The following is a 26073-nucleotide window of genomic DNA, read 5'->3' on the forward strand; positions in this document are numbered from 1 at the left end:
CGGCATGTGGACCGCACGAGCCCCGCGGCACCGGCGCCGGGACACGGGGAGTCGCGGGCCGGGTCGGCCGTGTCGGCGGCCGTCGGTAGGGTCGCCCCGTGACCCGCGACGCCCTCTCCCCCGCCCAGGCCCGCCGCACGGCCCTCGCCGCGCAGGGCCTCGGCCGGCCCGTCGCCGAGGCGGGGGGCCCCCGGGTCGTCGGTGCCCGGCAGCTCCACGGCGTCGTCGACCGCCTCGGCCTGCTGCAGATCGACTCGGTGAACGTCTTCGAGCGCAGCCACCACCTCCCCGTCTTCGCGCGCCTCGGCCACTACGACCGCGACCGGCTCGACGAGCTGCTGTTCGCCCCGCGCGGGCGGTACGTCGAGTACTGGGCGCACGAGGCCGCGCTGCTGCCCGTCGAGACCTGGCCGCTGATGCGCTGGCGCATGGACGACCACCGGGCCCGGGCGGAGGCCGACCCGGGGTCGTGGCTGTCGGCCAACGCCCGGACGGCCGCCTGGCTGCTCGACGAGCTGCGCGGCGAAGGGCCGCTGCCCGCGAGCCTCGTCGAGCACGACGCGGACCGGCGCACGGGGCCGTGGTGGGGCTGGAGCGACGTCAAGCGCGGGCTCGAGGCGCTCTTCCGCGTGGGGGCGCTGGTGAGCGCCGGGCGACGACGCTTCGAGCGGGTGTACGCGCTGCCCGAGCAGGTGCTGCCCGCCGAGCTCCTCGCCGTCGAGGTGGGGCGGGAGGAGGCCCACCGTGAGCTGCTCGCCCACGCGGCCCGCGCCTCCGGCGTGGCGACCACCGCCGACCTCGCCGACCACTGGCGCATGAAGACGGCCGACGTCGTGCCCGCCCTGAGCGACCTGGCCGACCAGGGCGTCGTGACGCCGGTGACGGTCCCGGGCTGGCCACGGGGCGGCTGGCTGCACCGCGACGCGGCCTTCCCCCGGCGGATCGCCGCCGACGCCCTGCTCTCGCCGTTCGACCCCGTGGTCTGGACGCGGCCCCGGGCGGAGCGCCTGTTCGGGTTCCGCTACCGGATCGAGATCTACACCCCGCAGGAGAAGAGGGTGCACGGCTACTACGTGCTGCCGGTGCTGCAGGGCGACCAGCTCGTCGCCCGCGTCGACCTGAAGAGCGACCGGCAGGCCCGGGTGCTGAGGGTCCAGGCCTCGTGGCGGGAGCGCGACCTGCCCGTCGACGTCGACCGGCTCGCGGCGCTGCTGGGCCGGGCGGCCCGCTGGCAGGGTCTCGAGCGGGTGGAGGTCGTCGACCGGGGCGACCTCGCGGCGGCGCTGCGGGGCGCCGTCGGGGCGGGCGCCGTCAGCTAGCGGTCAGAACTGGACGCGCGGCGGCTCGGCGATGGTCGACGGCTGCTCGACCTCGAAGAAGTCGCGCTTCGCGACGCCCAGGCGCGGGGCGAAGAGCCGGGCCGGGAAGCCGGCGGCCTTCGCGTTCAGCTCGCGGACGCCGCCGTTGTAGGAGCGACGGGCTGCCTGGAGGCCGTCCTCCGTCTCGACGAGCTCCGACTGGAGCTGGAGGAACGACTGGCTCGCCTGCAGCTGCGGGAAGGACTCGGAGACCGTGAAGGCCCCACGGAGGGCGGTCTGCAGGTGCCCCTCGGCGGTCGACGCGGCGGCCGGGGTGCTCGCCTCGAGGGTCTCGACCCGAGCCCGCTCGACGGTCTCGAGCGCCTTGGTCTCGTGGGAGGCGTAGCCCCTGACCTGCTCGACGATCGTCGGGACCAGCTCTGCCCGGCGGCGCATCTGGACGACGATGGCGTCCCACGCCTCGTCGACCCGGGTGCGCAGCGCCACGAGCGAGTGGTACGACGCCCAGGCCCAGATGCCCGCGAGGAGCAGGAGGAGGACGACGACGCCGACGGCGACGAGGATGCCGGTGAGGCCGGGTTGCATGACGGGTGACTCCTCCAGGTGCGTGGCGACCCGCGGCCGAGCGGGAGGCTCGGAGACGTCGTCGGGTCGGGCTCGGTCCGGAGAACACTATAAATGCGCCCGACGGGGCCTCCACGTCGACTGGGCGTTCTCGGAGCGAACTCACGACATGCGTCGCCGACCGACGAGGAGGAGCACGTGGTTCTCCTCCGCGCAGCGGATTGACTTGTCCCCCGGGGGCGTGCTGAATGGGTCTCAGTGATCGACCTCCCGCCCTCCGCCGCCCCGCGACGCCCGGTCCTGACCGGCCGCCCCGCGGGCCTCCGGCACGCCTCCGCGCGGGTGAGGGCCCGGGCGGCCGTCACGGTGCTCCTCGCGACGGCCCTGGGCCTCGCGCTGCTGCTCGCCGGGCCGTCCGCGCCCGGGTGGGCGGCGGCCAGCCCGACCCCGTCGCCGGCGCCGCCCTCCCTCGGCGCCCCGCCCACGACTCCCCCGCCCACGGCGGAGCCCGTCGCGCCGACCGTCGGCCCGGTGGGCGACAGCGCGACGGGCACGGTGCTCGTGACGGGCACTGCGACCCCCGGCGCCCGCGTCAAGGTGTCGGTCAGCGGCTCGGGCACCTTCCGCACCCTCTGCGACGCGGTCACGGCGGGCGCCGACGGCGCGTGGTCGTGCTCCGGGCCGGTGCCGACCGGCGCGGGCTGGACGGCGACGGCCCGCGACCTCGACCAGCCCGGCGCCCCCGACGTCGACTCGGCTCCCTTCTCCGTGCTGACCCCGCCGACGGTCCGCGGGGGCCTCCTCGTGGGCGGCAAGCTCTCCGGCACGGCCGCGCCGGGCGCCACGGTGGCCGTCACGGCCGGCGGCGGCGCCCGGGCCACGGCGACGGCCGGCGGCGACGGCTCGTGGACGACGACCCTGCCCGCCTCCGCCTTCCCCTCGGGGTCGTACACGGTGACCGCGACGCAGTCGTCGCCCTCCGTGCCCGACGTGCCCAGCTCCGCCGCCTCGAGCGCCGTCACGGTGCGGGTCGACCGCGACCCGCCGGCCGCCCCGCGCCTCACCTCGCCGACGGCCGGTCAGCGGATCGCCACGCAGCCCGTGACGGTCACCGGGAGCGGCGAGGCCGGAGCCCTCGCGACCGTCTACGTCGACAGCTCGCCCGTCTGCCAGGTCGTCGTCGGCGACGGCCCGTGGTCGTGCAGCACCGCCGGCTCCGACCTGCCCCTCGGCTCACACGTCGTCCAGGCCGCCCTCGTCGACCCGGCGGGCAACTACGGGCCTCCCTCAGCCGGGGTCACCGTGACCGTGGTCGCCCCGGGGTCGGCCGCCGCGCCTCCCGTCGCGAGCCCGACGCCGCGACCCGGCGCGACGCCCTCCCCCTCCCCCACCGCCGTCCCGTCGCCCGGGGCCCCGTCGGCGACGGCCGGGCCGGTCGCGCCCGCGTCGCCGGGCGGCGACGGCGGAGCCCCGCCCGACGACCCCTCGGGAGGCGCGGGGGGCGCCCCCGGCACCGGTGACGCCCCCCGGGGCACCTGGGCCACCGCCACCACGTTCGGCGAGCACCTGCCGACGCTCGGCCAGACCCTCGGCGGCCCGGCCTGGGCGCTCGCCGGCGGGCTGGCGCTGCTGTTCCTCCTGCTCGTGGCCGCGCCGGCCCGCCTCGCGGCCGCGTCGCTGCGCGGGCGACAGCGACGGCGCCGCGCCTCGCTGACCGGCCGCAACCGCGGCGTCGAGCTGCCCACGTCGTTCAGCGCGGCCACGGTCAGCCCGTGGCTGCCGGTCGCCCTGGCCCTCGTGGCGGGCGCCGCCGTCACGGCCGTCGCCGCCGGCGTCGACGACGAGCTGCAGTACGCCCGCCTGGCGCTGGGGATCGTGATCGGGCTCGTCGTGCTCAACGGGCTGGGCGTGGCGCTGCCCGCCCTGCTCGTCGCGCGGGCCCGGGGGCTGGCCCTCCGCGTGCGGATGTCACCGCGCCTCCTGCTGGCGGCCGTCGTGGCGTGCGCGGCCACGCGGGCCCTCTCGCTCGACCCGCCGCTCGTGCTGGGGGTGCTGCTCACGGGCGCCCTCGTCGCCGTGCCGTCGTCGTCCGGGCGACACCGCGGCGCGGAGGCCGCGCGCGAGCCCGACTCCCGTGACGTCGGCGTCGCGGCGGCCGCGCAGCTCGGGGCCCTCGTCGTGCTCGGCGGGGCGGCGTGGGTGCTCCACGGCGTCGTGCCCGGGGCCGCGGCCGGGGCCGGCGCGGGCGCTGAGCTCGCCCGCGAGACGCTGGCGACCGTGTGCCTGGCCGGGCTCGGCTCGCTCGTCGTCTCGCTCGTGCCGCTCGGCGGCCTGCCCGGGAGGCGCGTGTGGGCCTGGTCCCGCGGCGCCTACGTCGGGCTCGTCGTGGTCGGCGTGAGCGTCGCCGCGGTGGTCTTCGTCGGCGCGCCGACGGCGGTGTTCCCCCTCGTGCCGCTCGTGGCCGCCAGTGCCGTCGCGGCGCTCGGGGCCGTCGCGGCCTGGCTCTGGCTGCGCGTGGTCGAGCCCGCGGGCCGCGAGGCCTGAGCCGCCGAGCTCGACACCCGCTCGACGCCGGGGCACCGCAACAGCTCACCTCCGTGACCGTGCCCGCGCGCATGTCGATGCCCGCGCACGCGTCGGTGCTCGCGCCGTGATCGTCGCCGTGCCCCCGCAGGGATTCGAACCCTGACTTGGACGATTTTAAGTCGCCTGCCTCTGACCAGTTGGGCTACGAGGGCCTCCCCCGAGCCTACGAGACGGCGACGGCGCCCGTGGCGCGGACACGACGACGCCCGCCGCGCTGGCGTGCAGCAGGGCGGGCGTCGTGGCGGGGCCGCGCGGGGCGGCCTGTGCCGTGGCTACTCGGCGGCGGGGACCTTCTCGGTGCCGGAGACGTCGCTCGACGCACCGGTGCCGCGGGCCGTGCCGCCGGCCGTGGCCCCGACCTTCTCACCCTCGGCGGGGGCGCTGCCGTCGGCGTCGGCCGGGTTCGCGTAGGCGGGGCCGGGCTCGCCGGCGGCCTTGCCGATCTCGGGTGCGGGAGCCGCGGCGGCCTCGTCGGCGGCCGGCTTCGGGCGCGACGCGAACGCCTCGAACGCGGCGCGGGGGCGCTCACGGTCGTCGAGCGACACGATGTCGCGGCCGAGCCAGAAGTTGTTCCACCAGCCGGTGACGACGCGGAACTTGCGCTCGAACGACGGCATCGCCATGCCGTGGTAGCCGCGGTGCGCGACCCAGGCGGGGAAGCCCTTCATGGCGAACTTGCCGCTCTGGAAGACTCCCGTGCCGAGGCCGAGGCCCGCGACGGCGCCGAGGTTCTCGTGCACGTAGTCGACGGGCTCCTCGCCGCGGAGCACGGCGGTGATGTTCTTGGCGAGCTGCTTGCCCATGCGCACGGCGTGCTGGGCGTTCGGCACGCAGAAGCCGCCGACGCCCTTGCCCGTGAGGTCGGGCGTCGCCGCGACGTCGCCGCAGGCCCAGGCGCCGGGCACGACGGTCTCGCCGTCGACGACGCGGAGGTCGGCCCGGACCGTGATGCGGCCGCGCTGCTCGAGCGGGAAGTCGGTGGAGCGCACCATCGGGTTGGCCATGACGCCGGCCGTCCAGACGATGAGGTCGGACTCGAACGACTCACCGGTCGACAGCTCGATCTTGCCGCCGACGGCCGACTGCAGCTGCGTGTCGAGGTGGACCGTGGCGGCCCGCTCGGCGAGGTTCTTGAGCACCCAGTGGCTCGTCTCGAGCGACACCTCGGGCATGATGCGGCCCATCGCCTCGACGAGGTGGAAGTGCGTGTCGTCGATGGTGAGGGTCGGGTACTTCTTCAGCAGGTCGCTGGCGAAGCTGCGCAGCTCGGCGAAGATCTCGATGCCGGCGAAGCCGCCGCCGACGACCGTGACCGTCAGAAGGCGGTCGCGCAGCGGGCCGGCGGGCAGGTCGGCCGCCTTCGCGAAGTTGGTGAGGAGCTTGTCGCGGATCGCCGCGGCCTCCTCGATGGTCTTCAGGCCGATGGCCTCGTCGGCCACGCCCGGGATGGGGAAGGTGCGCGACACGGCGCCGGCCGTCATGACGATCTGGTCGTACTCCATCGTCCACGCGTCGCCGACGGACGGGGTGATCGTCGCGGTCTTCGTGGCGTGGTCGACCGCGGTCACCTTGGCGGTGACGACCCTCGTCTTCTTGAGGTGGCGGCGCAGCGAGACCACGGCGTGACGGGGCTCGATCGAGCCGGCCGCGACCTCGGGGAGGAAGGGCTGGTACGTCATGTAGGGCAGCGGGTCGACGACCGTCACCGACGCCTCCCCCTGACGGAGGTGCTTCTCGAGCTTCCAGGCGGTGTAGAAGCCGGCGTAGCCGCCGCCGACGATCAGGATTTCAGGCACGGTGAAGGCTCTCCTCGTTGTGGGGTGTCGGAGGAGACTTTACTCCTGCCGACGGCCCCGCCCGTACTGCCGGGCGGCGCCGACCCCGACGAGCACCAGGGCCCCGCCGAAGACCGCGAAGACGATGAGCGGGACGCCCGTCGACCGCATCGTCTCGACCGTGGGCAGCAGGGCCGACAGCCGCTCGCCGTCGGGGGTCTCGGGGGTGGGCACCGGCGCCGGCTCGACGGGCACGGCCGACGAGCTGCCGTCGGGCACGACCTCGTCGGCGCGGCGGTGCACGCGGATCCACTCCGAGAGGTCGCCCATCGGGTTCGCCTCGACGTGCGGCACGTCACGGGTGACGGCCGCCGCCGCGTCGACGAGCCCGTAGCCGTAGAGGGGGTCGGGCTGGCTCGCGCCGCGCGGCTCGGCCGTCGCGACCACGCGGTTGATGACGTCGTCGGCGTCGAGCTCGGGGTGGGCGGCCCTCACGAGGGCGACGATCCCCGCGACGAGGGGCGTGGCCCCGCTCGAGCCGTTCCAGCTGTAGTGGACGTCGTCGGGGCCGACCCCGACGAGCTTCTCGCTCGGCGCCGCGACCCCGATGGTGATGCCCTGGCTCGACGCGTCGAAGCTCGCGGTGCCCGAGCGGTCGACGCCCGCGACCGTCAGCACGCCGGGCATCGTCGCCGGGGCGCCCACCTCGGTCGTGCCGCTGCCGCGGTTGCCGGCGGCGGCCACCACGACCACGTCGTGCTCCATCGCGTAGAGGAACGCGTCGTCCCAGCTGGTCGGCCAGTCGAGCGTGTTGCGGGTCAGCGACATGTTGATGACGTCGGCCCCGTGGTCGACCGACCAGCGGACCGCGTCGGCGATCTGGGTGTCGGAGTCGACGGCGCCGCTGCCGAAGCCGACCGACACCGAGAGCAGGCTCGCCTCGGGCGCGACGCCGATGACGCCGTCGCCGCTGCCCGTGCCGCGGCCGGCGAGCATCGAGCCCACGAGGGTGCCGTGCGCCGGGTCGTCCGTGCCGACCGGGGTCTGCCCGTCGGGGCTCCCCTGGCCGCTGACGTCCGTGCCCCCGACCACGGCGCCCTGGAGCTCGCGCACCGACCCGTCGACGCCGGTGTCGATGACCGCCACCGTGACTCCGGCGCCCCGGGTGGTCTGCCAGGCCTGCTCGATGCCGTAGTCGGCGAGCCAGTACTGCTGGTCGCGGATGGTGTCGGCCCGGGCCGAGGCGGCGGGCAGCACGACGAGGGCGGCCGCGGCGACGACCGCCGCGACGCTGACGCCCCCTCGCCGCCCCACGGCGGTCAGGCTGCGCCGTCGGAGGCGGTGGTCGCCGGGGCGGACTCGTCGAGCCAGTCGGGGCAGCGGCAGACGTCGGGGCTCCACGACGCGCGCTCGAGCGCGAGGTCGCCGATCGGGTTGACCCCCGGGCCCGCCGCGAGGGCGTGGCCGACGAGGGCGTGCAGGCACTTGACCCGCTCGGGCATGCCCCCGGCCGTGACCTGCGCGATCTCGGCGACGTGCTCGATGCCCTCGCGGTCGGCGAGGTAGGCGTCGTGCGCGGCGTGGTACTGCTCGCGCACCTGCTCGTCGCCGGCCAGCAGCTCGGTCATCTCGGTCATGACGCCGGTCGCCTCGAGGGTCGACACCGCCGCCGTCGCCCCGGGGTGGCACAGGTAGTAGAGCGTCGGGAAGGGCGTGCCGTCGCCGAGGCGCGGCTTCGTCGCGACGACGGTGGGCGCCCCGCAGACGCAGCGCGCGGGGATGCCGACGACGTCGCGGGCGGGGCGGCCCAGCTGGGCCGTGACGATGCGCACGTCGTCGTCGGTGACCGGGTCGAAGGGAGGGGTCGTCACGGGGTGCCGCCTGTCGAGGTGGAGGACGGCACGGTCGCGCCGCCGAGGTCGGGCGCGACCAGCTCGGTCGCGGGGGCGTCGCTGAGCCCGGCGTCGAGCACGGACGACGTCATGGCCGCCACCCAGTCGACCTGGGGGGTCTGCAGCGAGTCGCTGATCGGGGCGGGCTGCGAGGGCTCGGCGTCGGCCGACTCGCCCATCACGAGGTAGCTGTACTCGCCCGGGTAGACGTAGAGCAGCCGATCGCGGGCCTGGGCCTCGATGTAGGCCGGGTCGCTCCAGCGCGCGACGTCGCCCTGCAGGTCGTCGACGTCGGCCTGCTGGTCGCGGACCTCCTGCTCGAGGGCGGCGATCTGCTGCTGCTGCTGGATGAGCGTGCGGAGCGACGGCGCGAGGATGACGACGAACAGCACGAGGATGACGAGCATCACGAGGCTGAAGCCCGATGAGCGGATGTTGCGGAGCCAGGCGCCCGCGGCCGAGTCGGCGGCCGGGAGGCTCACCGGCACGCGGCGGTTCGGGGTCTCACGAGGCATGTGTCGAGGGTAGACGACGCACCCGGGCGCCGGGTCACGGAACGCCGAGAGGCCCGCCCCCGGGCGGGGACGGGCCTCTCGGCGGGGCGCCGGCTAGGCCTGGAAGCGCGGGAACGCCGAGTAGCCGGCGTAGACCGCGGCGTCGCCGAGCTCCTCCTCGATGCGGAGCAGCTGGTTGTACTTGGCCACGCGCTCGCTGCGGGCCGGGGCGCCGGTCTTGATCTGGCCGGCGTCGGTCGCGACGGCGAGGTCGGCGATCGTGGTGTCTTCGGTCTCGCCGGAGCGGTGCGAGAGCACGGTCGTGTAGCCGCTGCGCTGGGCGAGCGAGACCGCGTCGAGCGACTCGGTCAGGGTGCCGATCTGGTTCACCTTGACGAGGATGGAGTTCGCGGCGCCCGTCTGGATGCCCTTGGCGAGACGCGTCGGGTTCGTGACGAAGAGGTCGTCGCCGACGATCTGGGTCTTGCTGCCGATCTCGCTCGTGAGGTGGGCCCAGCCCTCCCAGTCGTCCTCGTCGAGAGGATCCTCGATGGAGACGAGCGGGTACGAGGCGACGAGGTCGGCGTAGTACGAGGCGAGGAAGGCCGAGTCGCGCGACTGCCCCTCGAACGTGTACGAGCCGTCGGCGTAGAACTCGCTCGAGGCGACGTCGAGGCCGAGCGCGATGTCCTTCCCGGGGGTGAAGCCCGCCGTGGTGATGGCCTCGACCAGCAGGTCGAGCGCGGCACGGTTGCTCTCGAGGTTCGGCGCGAACCCGCCCTCGTCGCCGAGGCCGGTCGAGAGGCCGGCGGCCTTCAGCTGGCTCTTCAGCGCGTGGTAGGTCTCGGCGCCCCAGCGGACGGCCTCGCCGAAGGTCGACGCGCCGATCGGCAGGATCATGAACTCCTGGATGTCGACGTTGCTGTCGGCGTGCGAGCCGCCGTTGATGACGTTCATCATCGGCACGGGCAGCGTGTGGGCGTTCGGGCCGCCGAGGTAACGGAAGAGCGGCAGGTCGGCCGAGTCGGCGGCGGCGCGGGCCACGGCGAGCGAGACGCCGAGGATGGCGTTGGCGCCGAGGCGCGACTTGTTCTCGGTGCCGTCGAGCTCGATCATCGCCGCGTCGATCAGGCGCTGGTCGGTGGCGTCGAGGCCCTCGACCTCGGGGCCGATCTCGTCGATGACGGCGGCGACGGCCTTGAGCACGCCCTTGCCGAGGTAGCGGCTGTCGTCGCCGTCGCGGAGCTCGTAGGCCTCGAAGGCCCCGGTGGATGCGCCCGAGGGGACGGCCGCGCGCGACACGGTCCCGTCGTCGAGCAGGACCTCGACCTCGACGGTCGGGTTGCCCCGCGAGTCGAGGATTTCGCGGGCGCCTACGGCGTCGATTGCTGCCACGGAGAACTCCTTAGTGTGTCGTCAGGTCGTCGGGGCCTGGGCCCCGCCGCCTAGCCTAGCCGCGCCTCCGACCGGCGACGCGGGTGTTCAGCGGACGTTCGCCCGCCGTCGGTCAGCCGATCGGGCGGATCTGCAGCTCGTCGACGGACTCGCCCCCGCGCACGGAGGTGAACCGCCCGAAGCCGGCCGCCGCGAGCGCGGCGAGCTGGCCCCTGGCGTTCTTCGCCCGGCGCTCGAGCCGCACCCGGCCCTCGCCGCCGGCGAGCAGCGCCCGCTGCAGGGCGACCAGCTCGGCCGGCGGCACCGTCTTGTCGTGCAGCACGGCCAGGCCGTCGTCGTCGGCCCCGTCGAGCTCGACGAGGTCGACGATGCGCTCGAAGCCGAGCGAGAAGCCCGCGGCCGGCACGTCGGTGCCGAGGAACCGGCCGATCATCCCGTCGTAGCGACCGCCGCCGCCCAGCGAGTAGCTGAAGTCGGGGTGCGCCACCTCGAAGATGGTGCCCGTGTAGTAGCCCATGCCCCGCACCAGCGTCGGGTCGAGCACGAGGGTCGCGCCCGGCAGCGCGTCGCGGAGGGCCACGAGGTCGGCTCCGGCCTCGGCGTCGAGCCAGGCGGGAGGCGCGGAGCCGGTGATCGAGTCGAAGGTCGCCTCGCCGAGCTGGTGCAGCTGCGCCGCGAGGTCGTCGCCGCCGACGCCGAGCTCGCGCAGCTGGGTGACGACGCCGTCGACCCCGATCTTGTCGAGCTTGTCGATCTCGATCAGCGCACGGTCGGTCAGCTCGGCGGGGACGCCCCAGTGCGCCAGGACGCCGAGCAGCACGCGGCGGTCGTTGACCCGGATGGTGGTGCCCGTGAGCCCGAGGGCGTCGAGCACGTCGGTCGTGGCCGAGATCAGTTCGACCTCGGCCTGCTGCCCGGGCTCGCCCAGGATGTCGATGTCGCACTGCACGAACTGGCGGTAGCGGCCCTTCTGCGGCCGCTCGGCCCGCCAGACCGGAGCGATCTGCACGGAGCGGAAGACGGTGGGCAGCTCGGCCCGGTGCGACGCGTAGAACCGGGCCAGCGGCACCGTGAGGTCGAAGCGCAGTCCGAGGTCGGCCAGCTCGAGCGGCGACCCGACGGCGCGGACGGCGTCGAGGTCGAGCCCGCGGCGCAGCACCGCGAAGACCTGCTTCTCGTTGTCGCCGCCGAGGCCGGACCAGAGGAACTCGGCTCCCTCGACGACCGGCGTCTCGATCTCGTCGAAGCCGCGCGACCGGTAGACCTCGCGCACGGTCGCCAGGACCCGCTCGCGGCGGCGCTTCTCGGCGGGCAGGAAGTCTCGCATCCCGCGCGGCGGGGTCACGTGTGAGGGCATCGCACCATCATCCCAGAGCCGGACCCCCGGGAGGCGCCCCGAGAGCGGGGCCGCCTTGCGCGTAATGTGACATGTCGGCTATGGTCGACGCAGGTCGTCGGCGCGAATCGGGTTGCGCACCGGCGGCCGACCCCGGCGCCCTCCCTTCCCTGCGGTGAGGGCTCCACGACGGGCCAGGCGCATCGCGCCTGGCCCGTTCATCAGCGTGGGGCCGGGGTCGTTCCGCCCTGAGCCAGTCGTCGCGTGGCCGTCCGTCTCGCGACCGCTCCGGGCTCGACCTCGGCGTGCGGTCACGGCGTGGAGGCGAGCTGCGGCGCCCGGGCCACGAGGTCGTCGACGAGGCGGGTGGCCGCGGTCATGAGCGGGCGCACCTCCGCCGTGACGAGGGCGTCGTGCTGCAGGCCTCGGAGGGCATCGACGGTGATCCGCGCCTCCGGCACGGCCACCGCCTCCGGCACGCCCCGCGCCACCAGCCAGCGCGCGACGAAGTCGTGCCAGCGGACGACCTCGCCCCGGGCCGGGCCCTGCTCGCCGGCGACGACCTCGAGCAGGGCCGCCTCGGTCTCGAGCCGCAGCAGGTCGCGGCCGCGCTCGCTGGTCGCGTCGCCCCACGCGTCGAGCAGGTGCGACCGGAACGCCTCGTCGTCGAGGACCGCGGGGTCGACCGCCAGGGCGGCGTCGTGCCGCGCGACGACGCCGCGCACGATCTCGGCGACGAGCTCGGCGCGGTTGCCGAAGTGGTACACGAAGACGTAGGTGCTCACCCCGAGCGCGTCGGCCAGGGTGCGGAACGACACGGTGGCGATCGACCGGCCACGGAGGTGCTCGATGATCTGGGCGAGCAGCTCGGGCTTGCGGGTCGGGTCGGGTCTGCGAGGCACGGGAGCCCCTCCTCTGCGAGGGCGAGCGGCCCGGCCCTGCGCCGGGTCGTCGGCCCGGTCGCACGATAACAGACGGTCGCCGCGGCACCTCCGGCCCCGTCGTCGGCACCCCTGGGCGGAGCGGACGGGGGTCGGCGACCAGGGCCGACGACGCCCGTCCACACCCGACCGTCTGGAACATCAGGGTTCCGTCTTTGACATGTCAGCACTCCACCCGGTACATTCGACGCAGTGCCGCACGACGCGTCGCGGGTGATCCCCCTCGACGCAGTGCGGCGCCGACGCGCCCCTCGCCCGCACGGCTGGTCCTCGACCGCCGCGCGGCCGGGCGCGTGGGGGCGCCCGCCGTTCGGGTCGGTCGGGTGCCCTGTGCCGGGGTGTCCGCCGTTCGGGTCGGTCGGACCCCCGGCCCTCTCCCCTGCCTCCTCGCCCCGCGCCCGCGCCCGCGCCCGTCCTCGACGGCCACCTCGTGGCGGGGGCGCGTCAGCGCCCGGCCGGGTGCGCTACGGCCGCGGGGCCTCGCCCGCCCGCAGCTGCTGCTCGCGCTCGCGGACGGCTCGGCGGAGCGCCCGCTCCGCGTCCAGCCCCTCGGCGGTGGCCGCGTCGACGCGGGCGAGGAGCTCGCGGCCCCACGCGAGCTCGACGTCGAGCCCGTCGTCGCCGTCGACAGGGGCGCCGGGCGGCGTGACCTGACCGGTCGACCGGCGCCGCGACTCCACCTTCTGCGCCCTGGCGAGCGCGGGGAGGCCGAGGGGCACGCCGTCGTAGGCGCTGCGGCGGTCGGCCTTCTCCCGGGCCTTGGCGGCGGACCAGAGCCGGACGATGTCGTCGACGTCGGCGGCCTCGTCGCCGGCGAAGACGTGGGGGTGCCGACGGACGGTCTTCGCGGCGACGTCGCGGACGACGTCGGCCAGGTCGAAGCCCTCCGCCGGCGCCCGCGCGACGATCGCGGCGTGGAGCACCACCTGGTACAGCACGTCGCCGAGCTCCTCCCGGCGGTCCGCCGGGGCGCCCGACTCGATCGCCTCGACGAGCTCCGACGACTCCTCGACGAGGTAGGTCACGAGGCTCTCGGGGGTCTGGGCCCGGTTCCACTCGCAGCCGCCCTCGTCGGCCAGCAGCGCCTCGACCACACGGACGAGCGCCGCGAGCTCGACGCCCGCGCGGCCGTCGACGCCGTCCGTCACGGTCGGCTCAGCTCGCCGCGGCGGAGCTGTCGGCGGACGGGCGCGGCGCCTCGGCGCCGTAGATCGACGACATGAGCTGCTCCACCCAGGTGATGAGCTCGCCGTCGGGCAGGGCCTCGCCGTGCTTCCGCGGCAGGGGGACGCTCACGGAGCGCGTCTGGCCGAACCAGCGCGAGCCCGGGTACATGCGCTGCAGGCGCACCTGCATGCTGTCGGGCAGGTCGAGGCCGGCGACGCGGAGGTTGCTGCCCATGACGACGACCTCGCTGAGCCCCGCCTTCTGGGCGGCGCGGCGGAGGCGCGACACCTCGATGAGCGCCAGCACGGACGCCGGCGGGGCGCCGTAGCGGTCGGTGAGCTCCTCGAGCACGGCGTCGATCTGCTCGTCGGTCGACGTGGGCGAGCTCGCGGTCGACAGCTTCTGGTACGCCTCGAGGCGGAGTCGCTCGCTCTCGACGTACTCCTCGGGGATGTGGGCGTCGACGGGCAGCTCGAGCCGCAGCTCGGTCTGGCCCTCGGCGACCTCGCCGCGGAAGGCTCCGACGGCCTCGCCGATCATCCGCAGGTAGAGGTCGAAGCCGACGCCGGCGATGTGCCCGGACTGCTCGCCGCCGAGCAGGTTGCCCGCCCCGCGGATCTCGAGGTCCTTCAGGGCGACCTGCATGCCCGCGCCGAGCTCGTTGTTGGCCGCGATGGTCTCGAGGCGGTCCTGGGCGGTCTCGCTGAGCGGCTTCTCGGCGTCGTAGAGGAAGTACGCGTAGCCGCGCTCTCGGCCACGGCCGACGCGGCCGCGCAGCTGGTGCAGCTGGCTGAGGCCGTACTTGTCGGCCCGGTCGATGATGAGCGTGTTCGCGTTGGCGATGTCGAGCCCGGTCTCGATGATGGTGGTCGAGACGAGCACGTCGAACTTGCGCTCCCAGAAGTCGACCATGACCTGTTCGAGGGTCGACTCGGCCATCTGCCCGTGCGCGACGGCGACCCGGGCCTCCGGCACGAGCTCGGCGATCTGCGCGGCGACGCGGTTGATGCTCGAGACGCGGTTGTGGACGTAGAAGACCTGGCCCTCGCGCAGCAGCTCGCGGCGGATGGCGGCGGCCTTCTGGCGCTCGCTCTCGGGGCCGACGAAGGTGAGGATGGGGTGGCGGTCCTCCGGCGGGGTCGCCAGGGTCGACATCTCACGGATGCCGGTGACGGCCATCTCGAGCGACCGCGGGATCGGCGTCGCCGACATCGCGAGGATGTCGACGTTGGTCTTGAGCTTCTTCAGCGCGTCCTTGTGCTCGACGCCGAACCGCTGCTCCTCGTCGATGATGACGAGCCCCACGTCTTTGTAGACGATGCTCTCGCTGAGGAGGCGGTGGGTGCCGATGACCATGTCGACGGTGCCGTCGCCGAGGCCCGCGATCGTCTCGCGGCTCTCCTTCGCGGACTGGAAGCGGCTGAGGCTCCGCAGGTGCACGGGGAAGCCCGCGAACCGGTCGGCGAAGGTGTCGAAGTGCTGCTTGACGAGCAGCGTCGTCGGCACGAGCATGACGACCTGCTTGCCGTCCTGGATCGCCTTGAAGGCGGCCCGCACGGCGACCTCGGTCTTGCCGTAGCCGACGTCGCCGGAGAGCAGGCGGTCCATCGGGATGGGCCGCTCCATGTCGGCCTTGATCTCGTCGATGGTCGTCAGCTGGTCGGGCGTCTCGGCGAACGGGAAGGCCTCCTCCAGCTCGCGCTGCCACGGGGTGTCGGGCGGGAACGCGTGGCCCTTCGACGCCATGCGCGCCGAGTACAGCTTCACGAGCTCGACCGCGATGTCGCGGACGGCGCGACGGGCCTTGCTCTTGGCGCTGGCCCAGTCGCTGCCGCCCATCTTGCTGAGCGTGGGGGCCTCGCCGCCGACGTAGCGGCTGAGCAGGTCGAGCTGGTCGGTGGGCACGTAGAGCTTGTCGCCCGGGTAGCCGCGCTTCGAGGGCGCGTACTCGAGCACGAGGTACTCGCGGCTGTTCTTGACGGCGTTCTTGCCGCCGGTGCTGACCTCGCGGCTGGTGAGCTCGAGGAACTTGCCGATGCCATGCGTCTGGTGCACGACGACGTCGCCCGGCTTGAGCTGCAGCGGGTCGACGACGGCCTTGCGACGGCTCGCGAGCTTCTTCACCTGACGGGAGTCGTAGTTCGCCGAGCGGCCGTAGAAGTCGCTCTCGCCGAGCACTGCGACCTTGGCCTCGGCCAGCTCGAAGCCGGCCTCGACCCCGCCGGCGACGAGCAGGGCGACGCCCGGCTCGAGCTCGTCGGGCAGGTCGTCGAGCAGGCGCGCGGCCACGGCGCGCTCGCCGAGCACGTCGCGGGCGCGCTCGACGAGGCCGACGCCCCGCGACGTCACGACGACGCTCCACCCGTCGCGGAGGCGCTGCACGACGTGGTCGACGGCCCCCTCGGCGTGGCCGCTGAAGCTCGGCACGCTCTCGGCCTCGACGCGCACGTAGTCGCCCGCCGACGCGGCGGCGTCCTCGTCGCTGAGCACCTCGCCGGTGTCGAACGAGCTCATCGTGAACCAGGTGCGGTCGCCGGCCGACTCGCGGAGCTGGCGGAGGGTGATGAAGTCGCCCGCGTCGAGGTCGATGGGCGCCTCGGCGCCGGCGGTCGCGGCGTTCCACGCCGCGGAGAGGAACTCGCGGTTCGTCTCGGCGAGGCTCTGCGCCCGCGAGTTCACGCGCTCGGGCGAGAGGACGGCGACGGACGCGCCCGCCGGGAGGTAGTGCGTGAGCGGCACGAGACCGTGGACGAGGGCGGGCGCGAGGGACTCCATGCCCTCGACGGGGATGCCCTCGGAGATCTTGGCGAGCATCTGCGCGAGGCTCGGGAACTCGTGCTGCATCTCGCGCGCGCGCTGCCGCACGTCGTCGGTGAGCAGCATCTCGCGGCTCGGCGGCAGCTCGACCCCGGCCACGTCGCCGTCGAGGCTGCGCTGGTCGGCGACCGAGAAGCGGCGGATCTGGTCGACCTCGTCGCCGAAGAAGTCGACGCGCACGGGGTGCTCGGCGGTGGGCGGGAAGACGTCGAGGATGCCGCCGCGGACGGCGAACTCGCCCCGCCGGGTGACCATGTCGACGCGGGCGTAGGCGAGGCCGACGAGCGACTGCGAGATGGCGGTCAGGTCGTGCCCGCGGGAGCCCACGGTGAGCTCGACCTGGTCGATGTCGGCGAGGTTGTCGGCCAGGGGCTGCAGGGCGGCCCGCACGCCGGCGACGACGACGATCGGCCGCACGGCGTCGGGGGTCGCGGCGGCCTCGGCCGACCACGCGGCGAGGCGCCGGAGCGCGTGGATGCGCTTGCCGACGGTCTCCGCGCCGGGGCTGAGGCGCTCGTGCGGCAGGGTCTCCCACGCGGGGAACTCGATGACCTCGGCGTCGGGCAGGTAGCTCGCGAGGGAGCCGCGCACGGCCTCCGACTCGCGGCCGGTCGCCGTGACGACCAGCATCGCCTGAGGACCCTCGCGGCGGGCCAGCAGGCCGGCGACGAGGGGGACGCGCAGACCGTCGACCAGGCTGTAGTCGGTGCTGCGACCGGCCCGGTCGAGGGCAGCGGAGAACGTGGAGGCGCGCGACAGCGCCGAGATCAAGCCCGCGAGTATCACGCGGCAAGGCTACTCGGCACGACCGACAGACAGCCCGCGGGTTCGCTGAGGGCTCAGCCCCGGCAGACCACCCGTTGTCGTGGAGGGAGCTAACTCTTCGCGGTGTGGAGCTAGCTCTTCGCCGTGTGGAACTTGAGCTGTGCCGCCGTCAGCCCGTCGGCGGCGATCATCTCGACCGCGTCGGCCGCGTCGGCCACGAGGATCGGCAGGGTCTGCCGCTCGGTGGGCGTGAAGTCGCGCAGCACGAAGTCGGCGGCCGGCTGGCGGCCCGGGGGGCGGCCGATGCCGACCCTGACCCGGAGGAACTCGTTCGAGCCCGTCGCCGCGATGATGTCGCGCAGGCCGTTGTGGCCGCCGTGGCCGCCGCCCTGCTTGAGCTTGAGGGTGTCGAAGTCGATGTCGAGCTCGTCGTGCACGACGATCAGCCGCGACACGTCGAGGTCGTAGTACTTCAGCAGGGCCGCGACGGGGCCGCCCGAGAGGTTCATGAAGCTGCCGGGCGCCGCGAGCACGAAGCGGGGGCCGCCCGGTGCCGGGCGACCCTCCGCGACGAGCGAGTTCGTCTTGTGCTTCTTGAACCCCGCCGACAGGCGGTGGGCCAGCTCGGCCAGCACCATCTGCCCGACGTTGTGCCTGTTGCCGGCGTAGCCGGGCCCGGGGTTGCCGAGCCCGACCACGAGCCACTGGTCGCTCAGGGGGTCCTCCTCAGTGATGCAGCGGCGGGGCGTCAGACGGTGGTGCGGGTGTTACTCGGAGCGCTCTTCGTCCTCGATCGAGGGCACGTCGCCCTCGGCCTCGGCGGCCTCGCCCGACTCGTCGTCGACGGCGTCGGTGGTGAGGTCGAGCTGGGGCACGGACACGCTGGTGACGAGCACCTCGGGGTCGGTGACGAGCACGGCGCCCTGGGGCAGGGTGACGTCGGAGGCGTGGATCTGCGCGCCCTCCTCGAGGCCCTCGATCGAGACGACGACCGACTGCGGGATGTCGGTGGCCGACACCTCGAGCGAGACGACGTTGAGCTCGACGACGTGGATCGTGCCGGGAGCCGACTCGCCCTCGATGTGCACCGGCACGTCGACGTTGACCTTCTCGCCCTGGCGGACGACGATGAGGTCGATGTGCTCGATGATCTGCTTCACCGGGTCGCGCTGGATGTCCTTCACGAGGGCGAGCTGCTTCGTGCCCTCGATGTCGAGCGTGATGAGCGCGTTCGAGCGACGCGTGATGAGCATCGTCTCGTGGCCGGGGAGGGTGACGTGCTGGGGGTCGGTGCCGTGGCCGTAGATGACCGCGGGGATGGCGTCGGCGGCGCGGATCTTGCGGGCCGCTCCCTTGCCGAAGCTGGTGCGCAGGGTGGCGGACAGGGTGTTGTCGTCGGACATGGTGGTCTCCGTTTCTGCAGGCCCTCGGGCCTGGGGGTGTGTGGTCGGTGTCAACTCGAACGCGCGTCGCGTGAGGAGGGACCCACAGCCGTGGAGCGACCACCCAGAGGGCGGTCTCGGGACTGAGTGCCTGCCTACCTCGTCGATCACGGATGCCGGGGCATCCCTCGCCGAAGTTCAGCTGCCCAGGTTACACGCGGCCCGGGCGTGTCGCCAACCGGTCGAGGACCTCGGCCACGATCTCGTCGGGGCCGGCCTGCACGTCGACGCTCGTGCCGGGCTCGTCGTCGGCGAGCGGCTCGAGCGCCGCGAACTGCGACTCCATCAGCCCGGGCGGCATGAAGTGGCCCTTCCGGGCCTTCTGGCGCTCCGCGACGAGCTCGCGCACCCCGGTGAGGTGGACGAAGAGGAGGCGGTCGTCACCCGAGCGGAGGACGTCGCGGTACGAGCGCTTCAGCGCCGAGCACGCGACCACCACGCCGTCGTCGCTCGCCTCGTGGATGCGCCGGGCGACGATCTCGAGCCAGGGACGGCGGTCGTCGTCGTCGAGCGGGTGACCGGCCGACATCTTGTCGCGGTTGGCCTTGGGGTGCAGGTCGTCGGCGTCGACGAACGGCACGCCGGCGCGCTCGGCGAGCAGCTCGCCGACGGTCGACTTGCCCGACCCGCTCACGCCCATCACGACGACGGGGGGCAGGGTGGTGGTGGTCATGCGGGGTCCTCTCGAGGCGGGCGGGTCCCGACCAGCGTAGGCGCGCCTCCCCCCCCGTCCGCCGGGGGTGCCTGACGGTGCCTGTCAGTCGGTCGGCGGCGAGGCATAGTCTGCGGTCCACCGACCTTGAGGAGGCACCGTGACCGAACACGGAGACACGAGCGAGCAGACCGCGCAGGCGAACATCGGAGTGGTCGGCCTGGCCGTCATGGGCTCCAACCTGGCGCGCAACCTGGCCAGCCGCGAGGGCAACACCGTCGCGGTCTACAACCGCTCCCCCGAGCGCACCGACACCCTGATGAGCGAGCACGGCGACGCCGGCTTCGTCGCGTCGAGGTCGATCGAGGACTTCGCCGCGTCGCTGCGGAAGCCGCGGACCGCGATCATCATGGTGCAGGCCGGGAAGGGCACCGACGCCGTCATCGACCAGCTCGCCGACCTCTTCGAGGAGGGCGACATCATCGTCGACGGCGGCAACGCGAACTTCCAGGACACCCGGAGGCGCGAGGCCGCCCTCAAGGAGCGCGGCCTGAACTTCGTGGGCGCCGGCATCTCGGGCGGCGAGGAAGGCGCGCTGAAGGGCCCGTCGATCATGCCCGGCGGCTCGAAGGAGGCGTACGAGACCCTCGGGCCCATCCTCGCCTCGATCGCCGCGGTCGCCGAGGGCGAGCCCTGCGTCACCCACGTCGGCAGCGACGGCGCCGGCCACTTCGTCAAGATGATCCACAACGGCATCGAGTACGCCGACATGCAGCTCATCGCCGAGTCGTACGACCTGCTGCGCCGCGTCGGGGGCCACGAGCCGGCCGCCATCGCGGACGTCTTCGAGGAGTGGAACCGCGGCGAGCTCGAGTCGTACCTCATCGAGATCACCGCCGAGGTGCTGCGCCAGACCGACGCGAAGACCGACGCCCCGCTGGTCGACTCGATCGTCGACCAGGCCGGCTCGAAGGGCACCGGCGTCTGGACGGTGCAGAACTCGGTCGGGCTCGGCGTGCCCGTCGGCGGCATCGCCGAGGCCGTCTTCGCCCGGGCCGTCTCGTCGAAGCCCGACCAGCGAGCCGCCGTGCAGGCGACGCTGCAGGGCCGCCCCGAGGTGCAGGAGGCGGGCGACGGCTTCGAGGACGACGTGCAGAAGGCGCTCTACGCGTCGAAGATCGTCGCCTACGCCCAGGGCTTCGACGCGATCATCGCGGGCGCCCTGGAGTACGGCTGGGACATCGACAAGGGCGCGATCGCGAAGATCTGGCGCGGCGGCTGCATCATCCGCGCGCAGTTCCTCAACCGGATCGTCGACGCCTACGAGAAGGACGCGACCATCGCGACCCTGCTCGAGGACGACTACTTCGCCGCCGCCGTGCGCGACGGCGAGGACGCCTGGCGCCGCATCGTCGCGAAGGCGGCGCTGTCGGGGATCCCCGTGCCCGGGTTCGCGTCGGCGCTGTCGTACTACGACTCGCTCGCGTCGGAGCGCCTCCCCGCCGCCCTCATCCAGGGGCAGCGCGACTTCTTCGGTGCCCACACCTACGAGCGGGTCGGCGAGGAGGGCGTGTTCCACACCCTCTGGTCGGGCGACCGCTCGGAGATCGAGACGGAGCCGTCGACGCACTGAGTCGCGGCGGGCCGGAGACGCCGAACGGCCGTGGCTGGGTCCAACCCGGTCACGGCCGTTCTGTGGCGCAGGTCCCGGGGTGCCCGGGGGCGCCGTCGGCTGCGCCTCCTGGTTCGACGGAGCCGCTACGCGGCTCCGTCGAACATCGACGTGACCGACCCGTTGTCGAAGACCTCGTGGATGGCCCGGGCGATGAGGGGGGCGATCGGCAGGATCTCGAGCTTGTCGAACTTCTGGTGCTCGGTCAGCGGCAGCGTGTCGGTGACGACGACCGAGTCGATGAACTCGCTGGCGAGGATCTCGGGGGCCGGGTCGCTGAACACCGCGTGGGTCGCGGCGACCACGACACCGATGGCGCCGGCGGCCTTGAGGGCCTCGGCGGCCTTGACGATGGTGCGGCCCGTGTCGATCAGGTCGTCGACGAGCAAGCAGACACGGCCCTCGACCTCGCCGACGATCTCGTGCACCGTCACCTGGTTCGGCACCAGCGGGTCGCGGCGCTTGTGGATGATGGCGAGGGGCGCGTCGAGCTTCTCGCTCCAGATGTCGGCGACGCGCACGCGGCCCATGTCGGGCGACACGACGGTGAGGGTCGAGTTGTCGAGCTTCGCGCGGAAGTGCTCGAGCAGCACCGGCATCGCGAAGAGGTGGTCGACGGGGCCGTCGAAGAAGCCCTGGATCTGCGGGGCGTGCAGGTCGACGCTCATGATGCGGTGGGCGCCGGCGGCCTTGAACAGGTCCGCGACGAGGCGGGCCGAGATCGGCTCGCGGCCGCGGCCCTTCTTGTCTTGCCGGGCGTACGGGTAGAAGGGGGCGACGACGGTGATGCGCTTGGCCGAGGCGCGCTTGAGCGCGTCGACCATGATGAGCTGCTCCATGAGCCACTCGTTGATCGGGGCCGAGTGCGACTGGATGACGAAGGCGTCGGCGCCGCGGACGCTCTCGTCGAATCGCGCGTACAGCTCGCCGTTGGCGAAGGTGCGGGCGTCGGTCGGGATGAGCTCCGAGCCGAGCTCTGCAGCGATCTGGTTCGCCAGCTCGGGGTGCGCACGCCCCGAGACCAGAACGAGTCGGTTCTCCCCGGTGATCTTGATTCCGGACACGTCACTCGCTCTCCGGCCCCGAGGGGCCAACCCGACCGGCTCGCTAGTCGGTCGTTCGTTCGGCGCGGGCGGCGGCCTCGGCAGCCGCGGTGCCGGGGCGGTTCGCCTCGACCCATCCGCTCGCATTGCGCTGTGGAGCGATGCTCAAGGCCAGGGCACCTGCCGGCACGTCCTTCCGGACGACCGTTCCCGCACCTGAGTACGCTCCGTCGCCAATCCTAACGGGGGCGACGAAGACGTTGTGCGACCCCGTCCTCACGTTCGAGCCGACCTCGGTGCGGTGCTTCGAGACGCCGTCGTAGTTGGCGGTGATCGTGCCGGCGCCGATGTTCGAGTCGGTGCCGACCTCGGTGTCGCCGATGTAGCTGAGGTGCGGCACCTTCGAGCCCGCGCCGATCTCGGCGTTCTTCGTCTCGACGAAGGTGCCGATCTTGCCGCCCTCACCGAGCGTCGTGCCGGGCCGCAGGTACGAGAACGGGCCGACGGAGGCGCGGGCCCCGATCACGGCGAGGGTCGCGTCGGTGCGCTTCACGACCGCGCCCTCGCCCACCTCCGTGTCGACGAGGGTGGTGTCGGGCCCCACGACGGCGCCGGCGGCGACGTAGGTCGCGCCCTTCAGCTGGGTGCCGGGCAGCAGCTCGACGTCGGGGCTGAGGGCGACGTCGCGGTCGATCCAGGTGGTCTGCGGGTCGACGATGCTGACGCCCTCGCGCTGCCAGTGCTCGACGATGCGGTCGTTGAGGCGACGGGCGGCCACGGCGAGCTGCACGCGGTCGTTGATGCCCTCGAGGCGCCAGGTCTCGTCGACCGCCCGGGCGGCGACCTTCTCGCCGGCGCCGGTGAGCAGGCCGACGACGTCGGTGACGTACTTCTCGTTCTGCGCGTTGGCCGACCCGACGCGGGGCAGCTGGGCGCGGAGGGCCGCGACCGTGAAGGCGTAGGTGCCGGAGTTGATCTCGCGGAGGGCCCGCTCGGCCTCGGTGGCGTCCTTGTGCTCGACGATCCGCTCGACGTCGCCCGAGGCGAGGCGCACGACGCGGCCGTAGCCGGTGGCGTCGGGGAGGACGGCCGACAGCAGCGTGGCGGCCGCCGCCTCCTCACGGTGCTGCTCGAGGAGACCGCGCAGGGTGCCGTGGTCGAGGAAGGGAACGTCGGCGCTGACGACGACGACGTCGCCGTCGAAGTCGGCGGGCAGCGCCTCGACGGCCTGCTCGACGGCACGCCCGGTGCCGGGCACGTCGTCCTGGTCGACGATGAGGGCGGCCGGCGTCGTCTCGACGATGCTCGTGACGACGAGGTCGCGCTCGTGCCGCACGACGGCGACGAGGTGCTCTGGCTCGAGCGCGGCCGCCGACTCGAGCACGTGCTGGATCAGCGGGAGGCCGGCCAGGCGGTGCAGCACCTTCGGGGTCGCGGACTTCATGCGCGTGCCCTGCCCTGCGGCGAGGACGACGACGGCGAGGGTGCGTGCGGGCATGGTGCTCCTTGGTGAGGTGGGCGCGGCGTTCACCGGCGATCCTCCCACGCGGGGGCTGCGCTCAGCGGGAGCGGACGACGGCGACCGAGCCCGAGACCGCGACGGCGTCCTCGACGAGCGCGACGACGAGGTCGGGCAGGCCGGTCTTCTCGACGACCGCCTTGCGGGCGAGGTAGAAGAGCCAGCTGCCCGCGAGGGCGCCGAGGGCCCCCGCCACGGCCCCGGCCACTCGCCGGCCGTCCCCCGCCGTGGTGCTGATCGCGGCGCCGACGACGGCGCCGGAGGTGGCCCGGCCGAACAGCGGGCCCGCACCGACGCGGCTGGGCGTGGCGGGCAGCTTGTCGCCGACGAGCTCGCCGGCTCCGGCGGCGACGGCCACGCCGCGGCCGACGGGGCTGCGGAACAGGGCCCAGCGCTGCCAGCTGCCCCGCGCCTCCGCGCTGTCGTGGTGGAGGGCGAGCACGGCGAGGGGCGTGGCGGAGCGGGAGCCGCTGAGGGCGCCGAGCAGGGCGGCCTTCACGAGCGGGCGGAGGGTGGCGGACGTCGACATGGGCGGCTCCTCGTCGTCGGGGCGCGGCGCTCAGGCGGCCGGCCGGTGGACCTGGAGGCTACCGACGGAGCCGCACGGCGTCCGCCCCGCCCGGCCGACTCACGGCTCCGCCACCAGGATTCGAACCTGGACCTAACAGCTCCAAAGGCTGTCGTGCTGCCGTTACACCATGGCGGACCGCGCTCGCGCGCGAGGTCAAGTGTGACAGCGCGGTGCAGGCAGGGCAAAGCGGACCGGGTGCCATGATGAGGGGATGTCCGAGCCCGAGCGCACCGAGGGGCGCGACCAGCCCGCGGGGCCCGAGCCCCGCGACGAGGTCGACCGCATCGTCGACGCCTGGGGGCACGAGCGGCCCGACCTCGACTTCGCCCCGCTGCACGTGCTCTCGCGCGTCGACCGGCTCGCCAAGCACCTCGAGCGGGCCCGGCGCGACGCCTTCGTCGCCAGCGACCTCGAGCAGTGGGAGTTCGACGTGCTCTCCGCCCTGCGCCGCGCGGGCGCGCCGCACCAGCTCAGCCCGAAGACCCTCCTGCAGCAGACGCTCGTCTCGAGCGGCGCCATGACGAACCGCATCGACCGGCTCGTCGCCCGCGACCTCGTCGAGCGGCGCACCGACCCGCACGACGGGCGCGGGATCCTCGTCACGCTCACCCCGTCGGGCGGCCGCGCGGTCGACGACGCCATCGAGCGGCTCGTCGAGGCCGAGCGGGCCCTGCTCAGCGACCTCGACGACCACGACCGCCGCCGCCTCGCCGGGCTGCTGCGCACGCTGAGCCTCACGCTCGGCGGCTAGGCCGCCCGCGTGCGGCCCTGGTGGCTCGCTAGGCGAGGAGCTCGCTGAGCTCCAGCCAGCGGGCCTCGAGCTCGGCGGTCTTCGCGTCGAGCGCTGTGAGCTTCGCCTGCAGCGCCGCGAGGCCGTCGAAGTCGGACTGGTCGAACGTCGCGAACTGCTCGAGCAGGCCGGCGCGGTCGCCGCCCGCCTTCGCGAGCTTGCGGTCGATCGAGCCGAGCTCCTTCTCCGCGTTGCGCTTCTCGGCGCCCGAGAGGCCCGACGCCGCGGCGGCCGCCGCGACCGAGCCGTGCGCCCCCTGGACCGCCGTCGGCCGGTCGGTGGCGCCTCCCTGGGCGTCGGTCACCTGCTTGCGGAGGGCGAGGTACTGGTCGACGCCGCCCGGCAGGTGCCGGAAGGCCCCGTCGAGCACGGCGTACTGCTGGTCGGTGACGCGCTCGAGCAGGTACCGGTCGTGCGAGACGACGAGCAGGGTGCCGGGCCAGCCGTCGAGGAGGTCCTCCATCGCGGCGAGCATGTCGGTGTCGAGGTCGTTGGTGGGCTCGTCGAGGATGAGCACGTTCGGCTCGTTCAGCAGGATGAGCAAGAACTGGAGGCGGCGCTTCTGCCCGCCCGAGAGGTCCTTGATGGGCGTCTGCAGCTGCGCGCTCGTGAAGCCGAGGCGCTCGAGCAGCTGGCCCGGCGTCATCTCCTTGCCGGCCGTCACGTAGGAGGTGCGCTGCCGGCCGATCAGGTCGTTCACCTTCTCGTTCGCGACGGCGTGCAGGTCGGCGAGCTGCTGGTCGAGGATGGCGAACTTGACCGTCTTGCCCTGCTTGACCCGCCCCTCCGTCGGCGCCACGACTCCGGTGACGACCTTCAGCAGGGTGGACTTGCCGGCGCCGTTGACGCCGAGGATGCCGGTGCGCTCGCCGGGCGCGATGCGCCACTCGACGTCGTGCAGCACGCGCTTGTCGCCGAACGAGACGCCGACCTCGACGAGGTCGACGACGTCCTTGCCGAGCCGGGCGGTCGCCATCTGCGACAGCTCGACCGAGTTGCGGGCGGGCGGCTCGTCGGCGATCAGCTCGTTGGCGGCGTCGATGCGGAACTTCGGCTTCGTCGAGCGGGCCGGGGCGCCGCGGCGGAGCCACGCCAGCTCCTTCCGCATGAGGTTCTGACGCTTCGACTCGCTCGCCGCGGCCGAGCGGTCACGCTCGACGCGCTGCAGCACGTAGGCCGCGTAGCCGCCCTCGAAGGGCTCGACGACGCCGTCGTGCACCTCCCAGGTGTCGGTCGAGACCTCGTCGAGGAACCACCGGTCGTGCGTCACGACGACGAGCGCGCCCGACGAGGGCGACCAGCGACGACGGAGGTGCTCGGCCAGCCAGGCCAC

General features: G+C 73.8%; 21 protein-coding genes and 2 tRNA genes. 4 read left to right on the forward strand and 19 right to left on the reverse strand.

All coding sequences use genetic code 11. The features are described from left to right. Window positions 1–98: 98 nt before the first annotated feature. Window positions 99–1319, forward strand: a complete 1221-nt coding sequence (locus JOE43_RS14680) for a winged helix-turn-helix domain-containing protein (protein ID WP_209518738.1) — start codon at window positions 99–101, stop codon at window positions 1317–1319. A 3-nt stretch (window positions 1320–1322) separates the two neighbouring features. Here JOE43_RS14680 and JOE43_RS14685 read toward each other — a convergent pair whose 3' ends face one another. Next, window positions 1323–1904 (reverse strand): LemA family protein, encoded by a 582-nt coding sequence (locus JOE43_RS14685; protein WP_209518740.1) that lies wholly within the window; start codon window positions 1902–1904, stop codon window positions 1323–1325. Between the two features lie 237 nt (window positions 1905–2141). On the opposite strand from JOE43_RS14685, the gene JOE43_RS14690 reads away from it, so the two are divergent. Then, window positions 2142–4427, forward strand: coding sequence for a hypothetical protein (locus JOE43_RS14690; protein ID WP_209518743.1), 2286 nt, complete (start codon window positions 2142–2144; stop codon window positions 4425–4427). Between the two features lie 119 nt (window positions 4428–4546). On the opposite strand, the gene JOE43_RS14695 is transcribed toward JOE43_RS14690, so the two are convergent. From JOE43_RS14695 to JOE43_RS14755, 13 genes are all read right to left on the reverse strand, one after another. Further along, window positions 4547–4621, reverse strand: a tRNA-Leu gene (locus JOE43_RS14695). Window positions 4622–4741: 120 nt separating this feature from the next. Further along, window positions 4742–6265, reverse strand: a complete 1524-nt coding sequence (locus JOE43_RS14700; RefSeq protein WP_209518745.1) for an NAD(P)/FAD-dependent oxidoreductase — start codon at window positions 6263–6265, stop codon at window positions 4742–4744. A 39-nt stretch (window positions 6266–6304) separates the two neighbouring features. Continuing rightward, window positions 6305–7558, reverse strand: a complete 1254-nt coding sequence (locus tag JOE43_RS14705; protein WP_307803396.1) for a S8 family serine peptidase — start codon at window positions 7556–7558, stop codon at window positions 6305–6307. 5 nt (window positions 7559–7563) lie between these two features. Continuing rightward, window positions 7564–8115, reverse strand: coding sequence for a DUF501 domain-containing protein (locus tag JOE43_RS14710; RefSeq protein ID WP_209518747.1), 552 nt, complete (start codon window positions 8113–8115; stop codon window positions 7564–7566). Beyond that, the gene (locus tag JOE43_RS14715) at window positions 8112–8651 is read right to left on the reverse strand and encodes a septum formation initiator family protein (protein ID WP_167259880.1); all 540 of its coding nucleotides are present in this window, start codon (window positions 8649–8651) and stop codon (window positions 8112–8114) included. Before JOE43_RS14715 ends, JOE43_RS14710 begins: the two co-directional genes overlap by 4 nt. Window positions 8652–8744: 93 nt before the next feature. Continuing rightward, window positions 8745–10025: a phosphopyruvate hydratase gene (eno, locus tag JOE43_RS14720; RefSeq protein WP_209518749.1), complete on the reverse strand. Its 1281-nt coding sequence runs from the start codon at window positions 10023–10025 to the stop codon at window positions 8745–8747. Between the two features lie 112 nt (window positions 10026–10137). After that, window positions 10138–11382 carry a HisS family protein gene (locus tag JOE43_RS14725; RefSeq protein ID WP_209518751.1) on the reverse strand — a complete coding sequence of 415 codons (1245 nt, stop codon included), beginning with the start codon at window positions 11380–11382 and terminating at the stop codon, window positions 10138–10140. A gap of 290 nt (window positions 11383–11672) precedes the next feature. Further along, window positions 11673–12263: a TetR/AcrR family transcriptional regulator gene (locus tag JOE43_RS14730; RefSeq protein WP_209518753.1), complete on the reverse strand. Its 591-nt coding sequence runs from the start codon at window positions 12261–12263 to the stop codon at window positions 11673–11675. A gap of 503 nt (window positions 12264–12766) precedes the next feature. Further along, window positions 12767–13450 (reverse strand): MazG nucleotide pyrophosphohydrolase domain-containing protein, encoded by a 684-nt coding sequence (locus tag JOE43_RS14735; protein WP_209518755.1) that lies wholly within the window; start codon window positions 13448–13450, stop codon window positions 12767–12769. Window positions 13451–13457: 7 nt separating this feature from the next. Next, complete coding sequence (gene mfd, locus JOE43_RS14740) at window positions 13458–17072, reverse strand: transcription-repair coupling factor (RefSeq protein WP_185233417.1); 3615 nt, start codon at window positions 17070–17072, stop codon at window positions 13458–13460. A 110-nt stretch (window positions 17073–17182) separates the two neighbouring features. Then, window positions 17183–17767 carry an aminoacyl-tRNA hydrolase gene (pth, locus tag JOE43_RS14745; RefSeq protein ID WP_209519276.1) on the reverse strand — a complete coding sequence of 195 codons (585 nt, stop codon included), beginning with the start codon at window positions 17765–17767 and terminating at the stop codon, window positions 17183–17185. 51 nt (window positions 17768–17818) lie between these two features. Next, window positions 17819–18454 (reverse strand): 50S ribosomal protein L25/general stress protein Ctc, encoded by a 636-nt coding sequence (locus JOE43_RS14750; RefSeq protein WP_209518756.1) that lies wholly within the window; start codon window positions 18452–18454, stop codon window positions 17819–17821. Window positions 18455–18644: 190 nt separating this feature from the next. After that, window positions 18645–19166: a gluconokinase gene (locus JOE43_RS14755; RefSeq protein ID WP_209518758.1), complete on the reverse strand. Its 522-nt coding sequence runs from the start codon at window positions 19164–19166 to the stop codon at window positions 18645–18647. Between the two features lie 208 nt (window positions 19167–19374). Between JOE43_RS14755 and gndA the strand changes: the two genes are divergently transcribed. Then, complete coding sequence (gene gndA, locus JOE43_RS14760) at window positions 19375–20778, forward strand: NADP-dependent phosphogluconate dehydrogenase (protein WP_209519277.1); 1404 nt, start codon at window positions 19375–19377, stop codon at window positions 20776–20778. A 125-nt stretch (window positions 20779–20903) separates the two neighbouring features. On the opposite strand, the gene JOE43_RS14765 is transcribed toward gndA, so the two are convergent. The 4 genes from JOE43_RS14765 to JOE43_RS14780 all read right to left on the reverse strand — a co-directional run bounded on the left by JOE43_RS14765 (window position 20904) and on the right by JOE43_RS14780 (window position 24085). After that, window positions 20904–21881 carry a ribose-phosphate diphosphokinase gene (locus tag JOE43_RS14765; RefSeq protein WP_056056702.1) on the reverse strand — a complete coding sequence of 326 codons (978 nt, stop codon included), beginning with the start codon at window positions 21879–21881 and terminating at the stop codon, window positions 20904–20906. A gap of 43 nt (window positions 21882–21924) precedes the next feature. Then, complete coding sequence (gene glmU, locus JOE43_RS14770) at window positions 21925–23358, reverse strand: bifunctional UDP-N-acetylglucosamine diphosphorylase/glucosamine-1-phosphate N-acetyltransferase GlmU (protein ID WP_209518760.1); 1434 nt, start codon at window positions 23356–23358, stop codon at window positions 21925–21927. Window positions 23359–23419: 61 nt separating this feature from the next. Beyond that, on the reverse strand, window positions 23420–23908 hold the full coding sequence (locus tag JOE43_RS14775; protein WP_209518762.1) for a DUF4126 family protein: 489 nt from the start codon (window positions 23906–23908) through the stop codon (window positions 23420–23422). Between the two features lie 105 nt (window positions 23909–24013). Then, window positions 24014–24085: transfer RNA gene (locus tag JOE43_RS14780), tRNA-Gln, on the reverse strand. Window positions 24086–24161: 76 nt separating this feature from the next. Between JOE43_RS14780 and JOE43_RS14785 the strand changes: the two genes are divergently transcribed. Beyond that, window positions 24162–24701, forward strand: coding sequence for a MarR family winged helix-turn-helix transcriptional regulator (locus JOE43_RS14785; RefSeq protein WP_056056708.1), 540 nt, complete (start codon window positions 24162–24164; stop codon window positions 24699–24701). A gap of 28 nt (window positions 24702–24729) precedes the next feature. On the opposite strand, the gene JOE43_RS14790 is transcribed toward JOE43_RS14785, so the two are convergent. Continuing rightward, window positions 24730–26073 (reverse strand): ABC-F family ATP-binding cassette domain-containing protein, encoded by a 1344-nt coding sequence (locus JOE43_RS14790; RefSeq protein ID WP_369814285.1) that lies wholly within the window; start codon window positions 26071–26073, stop codon window positions 24730–24732.

This window comes from Frigoribacterium sp. PvP121, assembly GCF_017833115.1.
Classification (GTDB): domain Bacteria; phylum Actinomycetota; class Actinomycetes; order Actinomycetales; family Microbacteriaceae; genus Frigoribacterium; species Frigoribacterium endophyticum.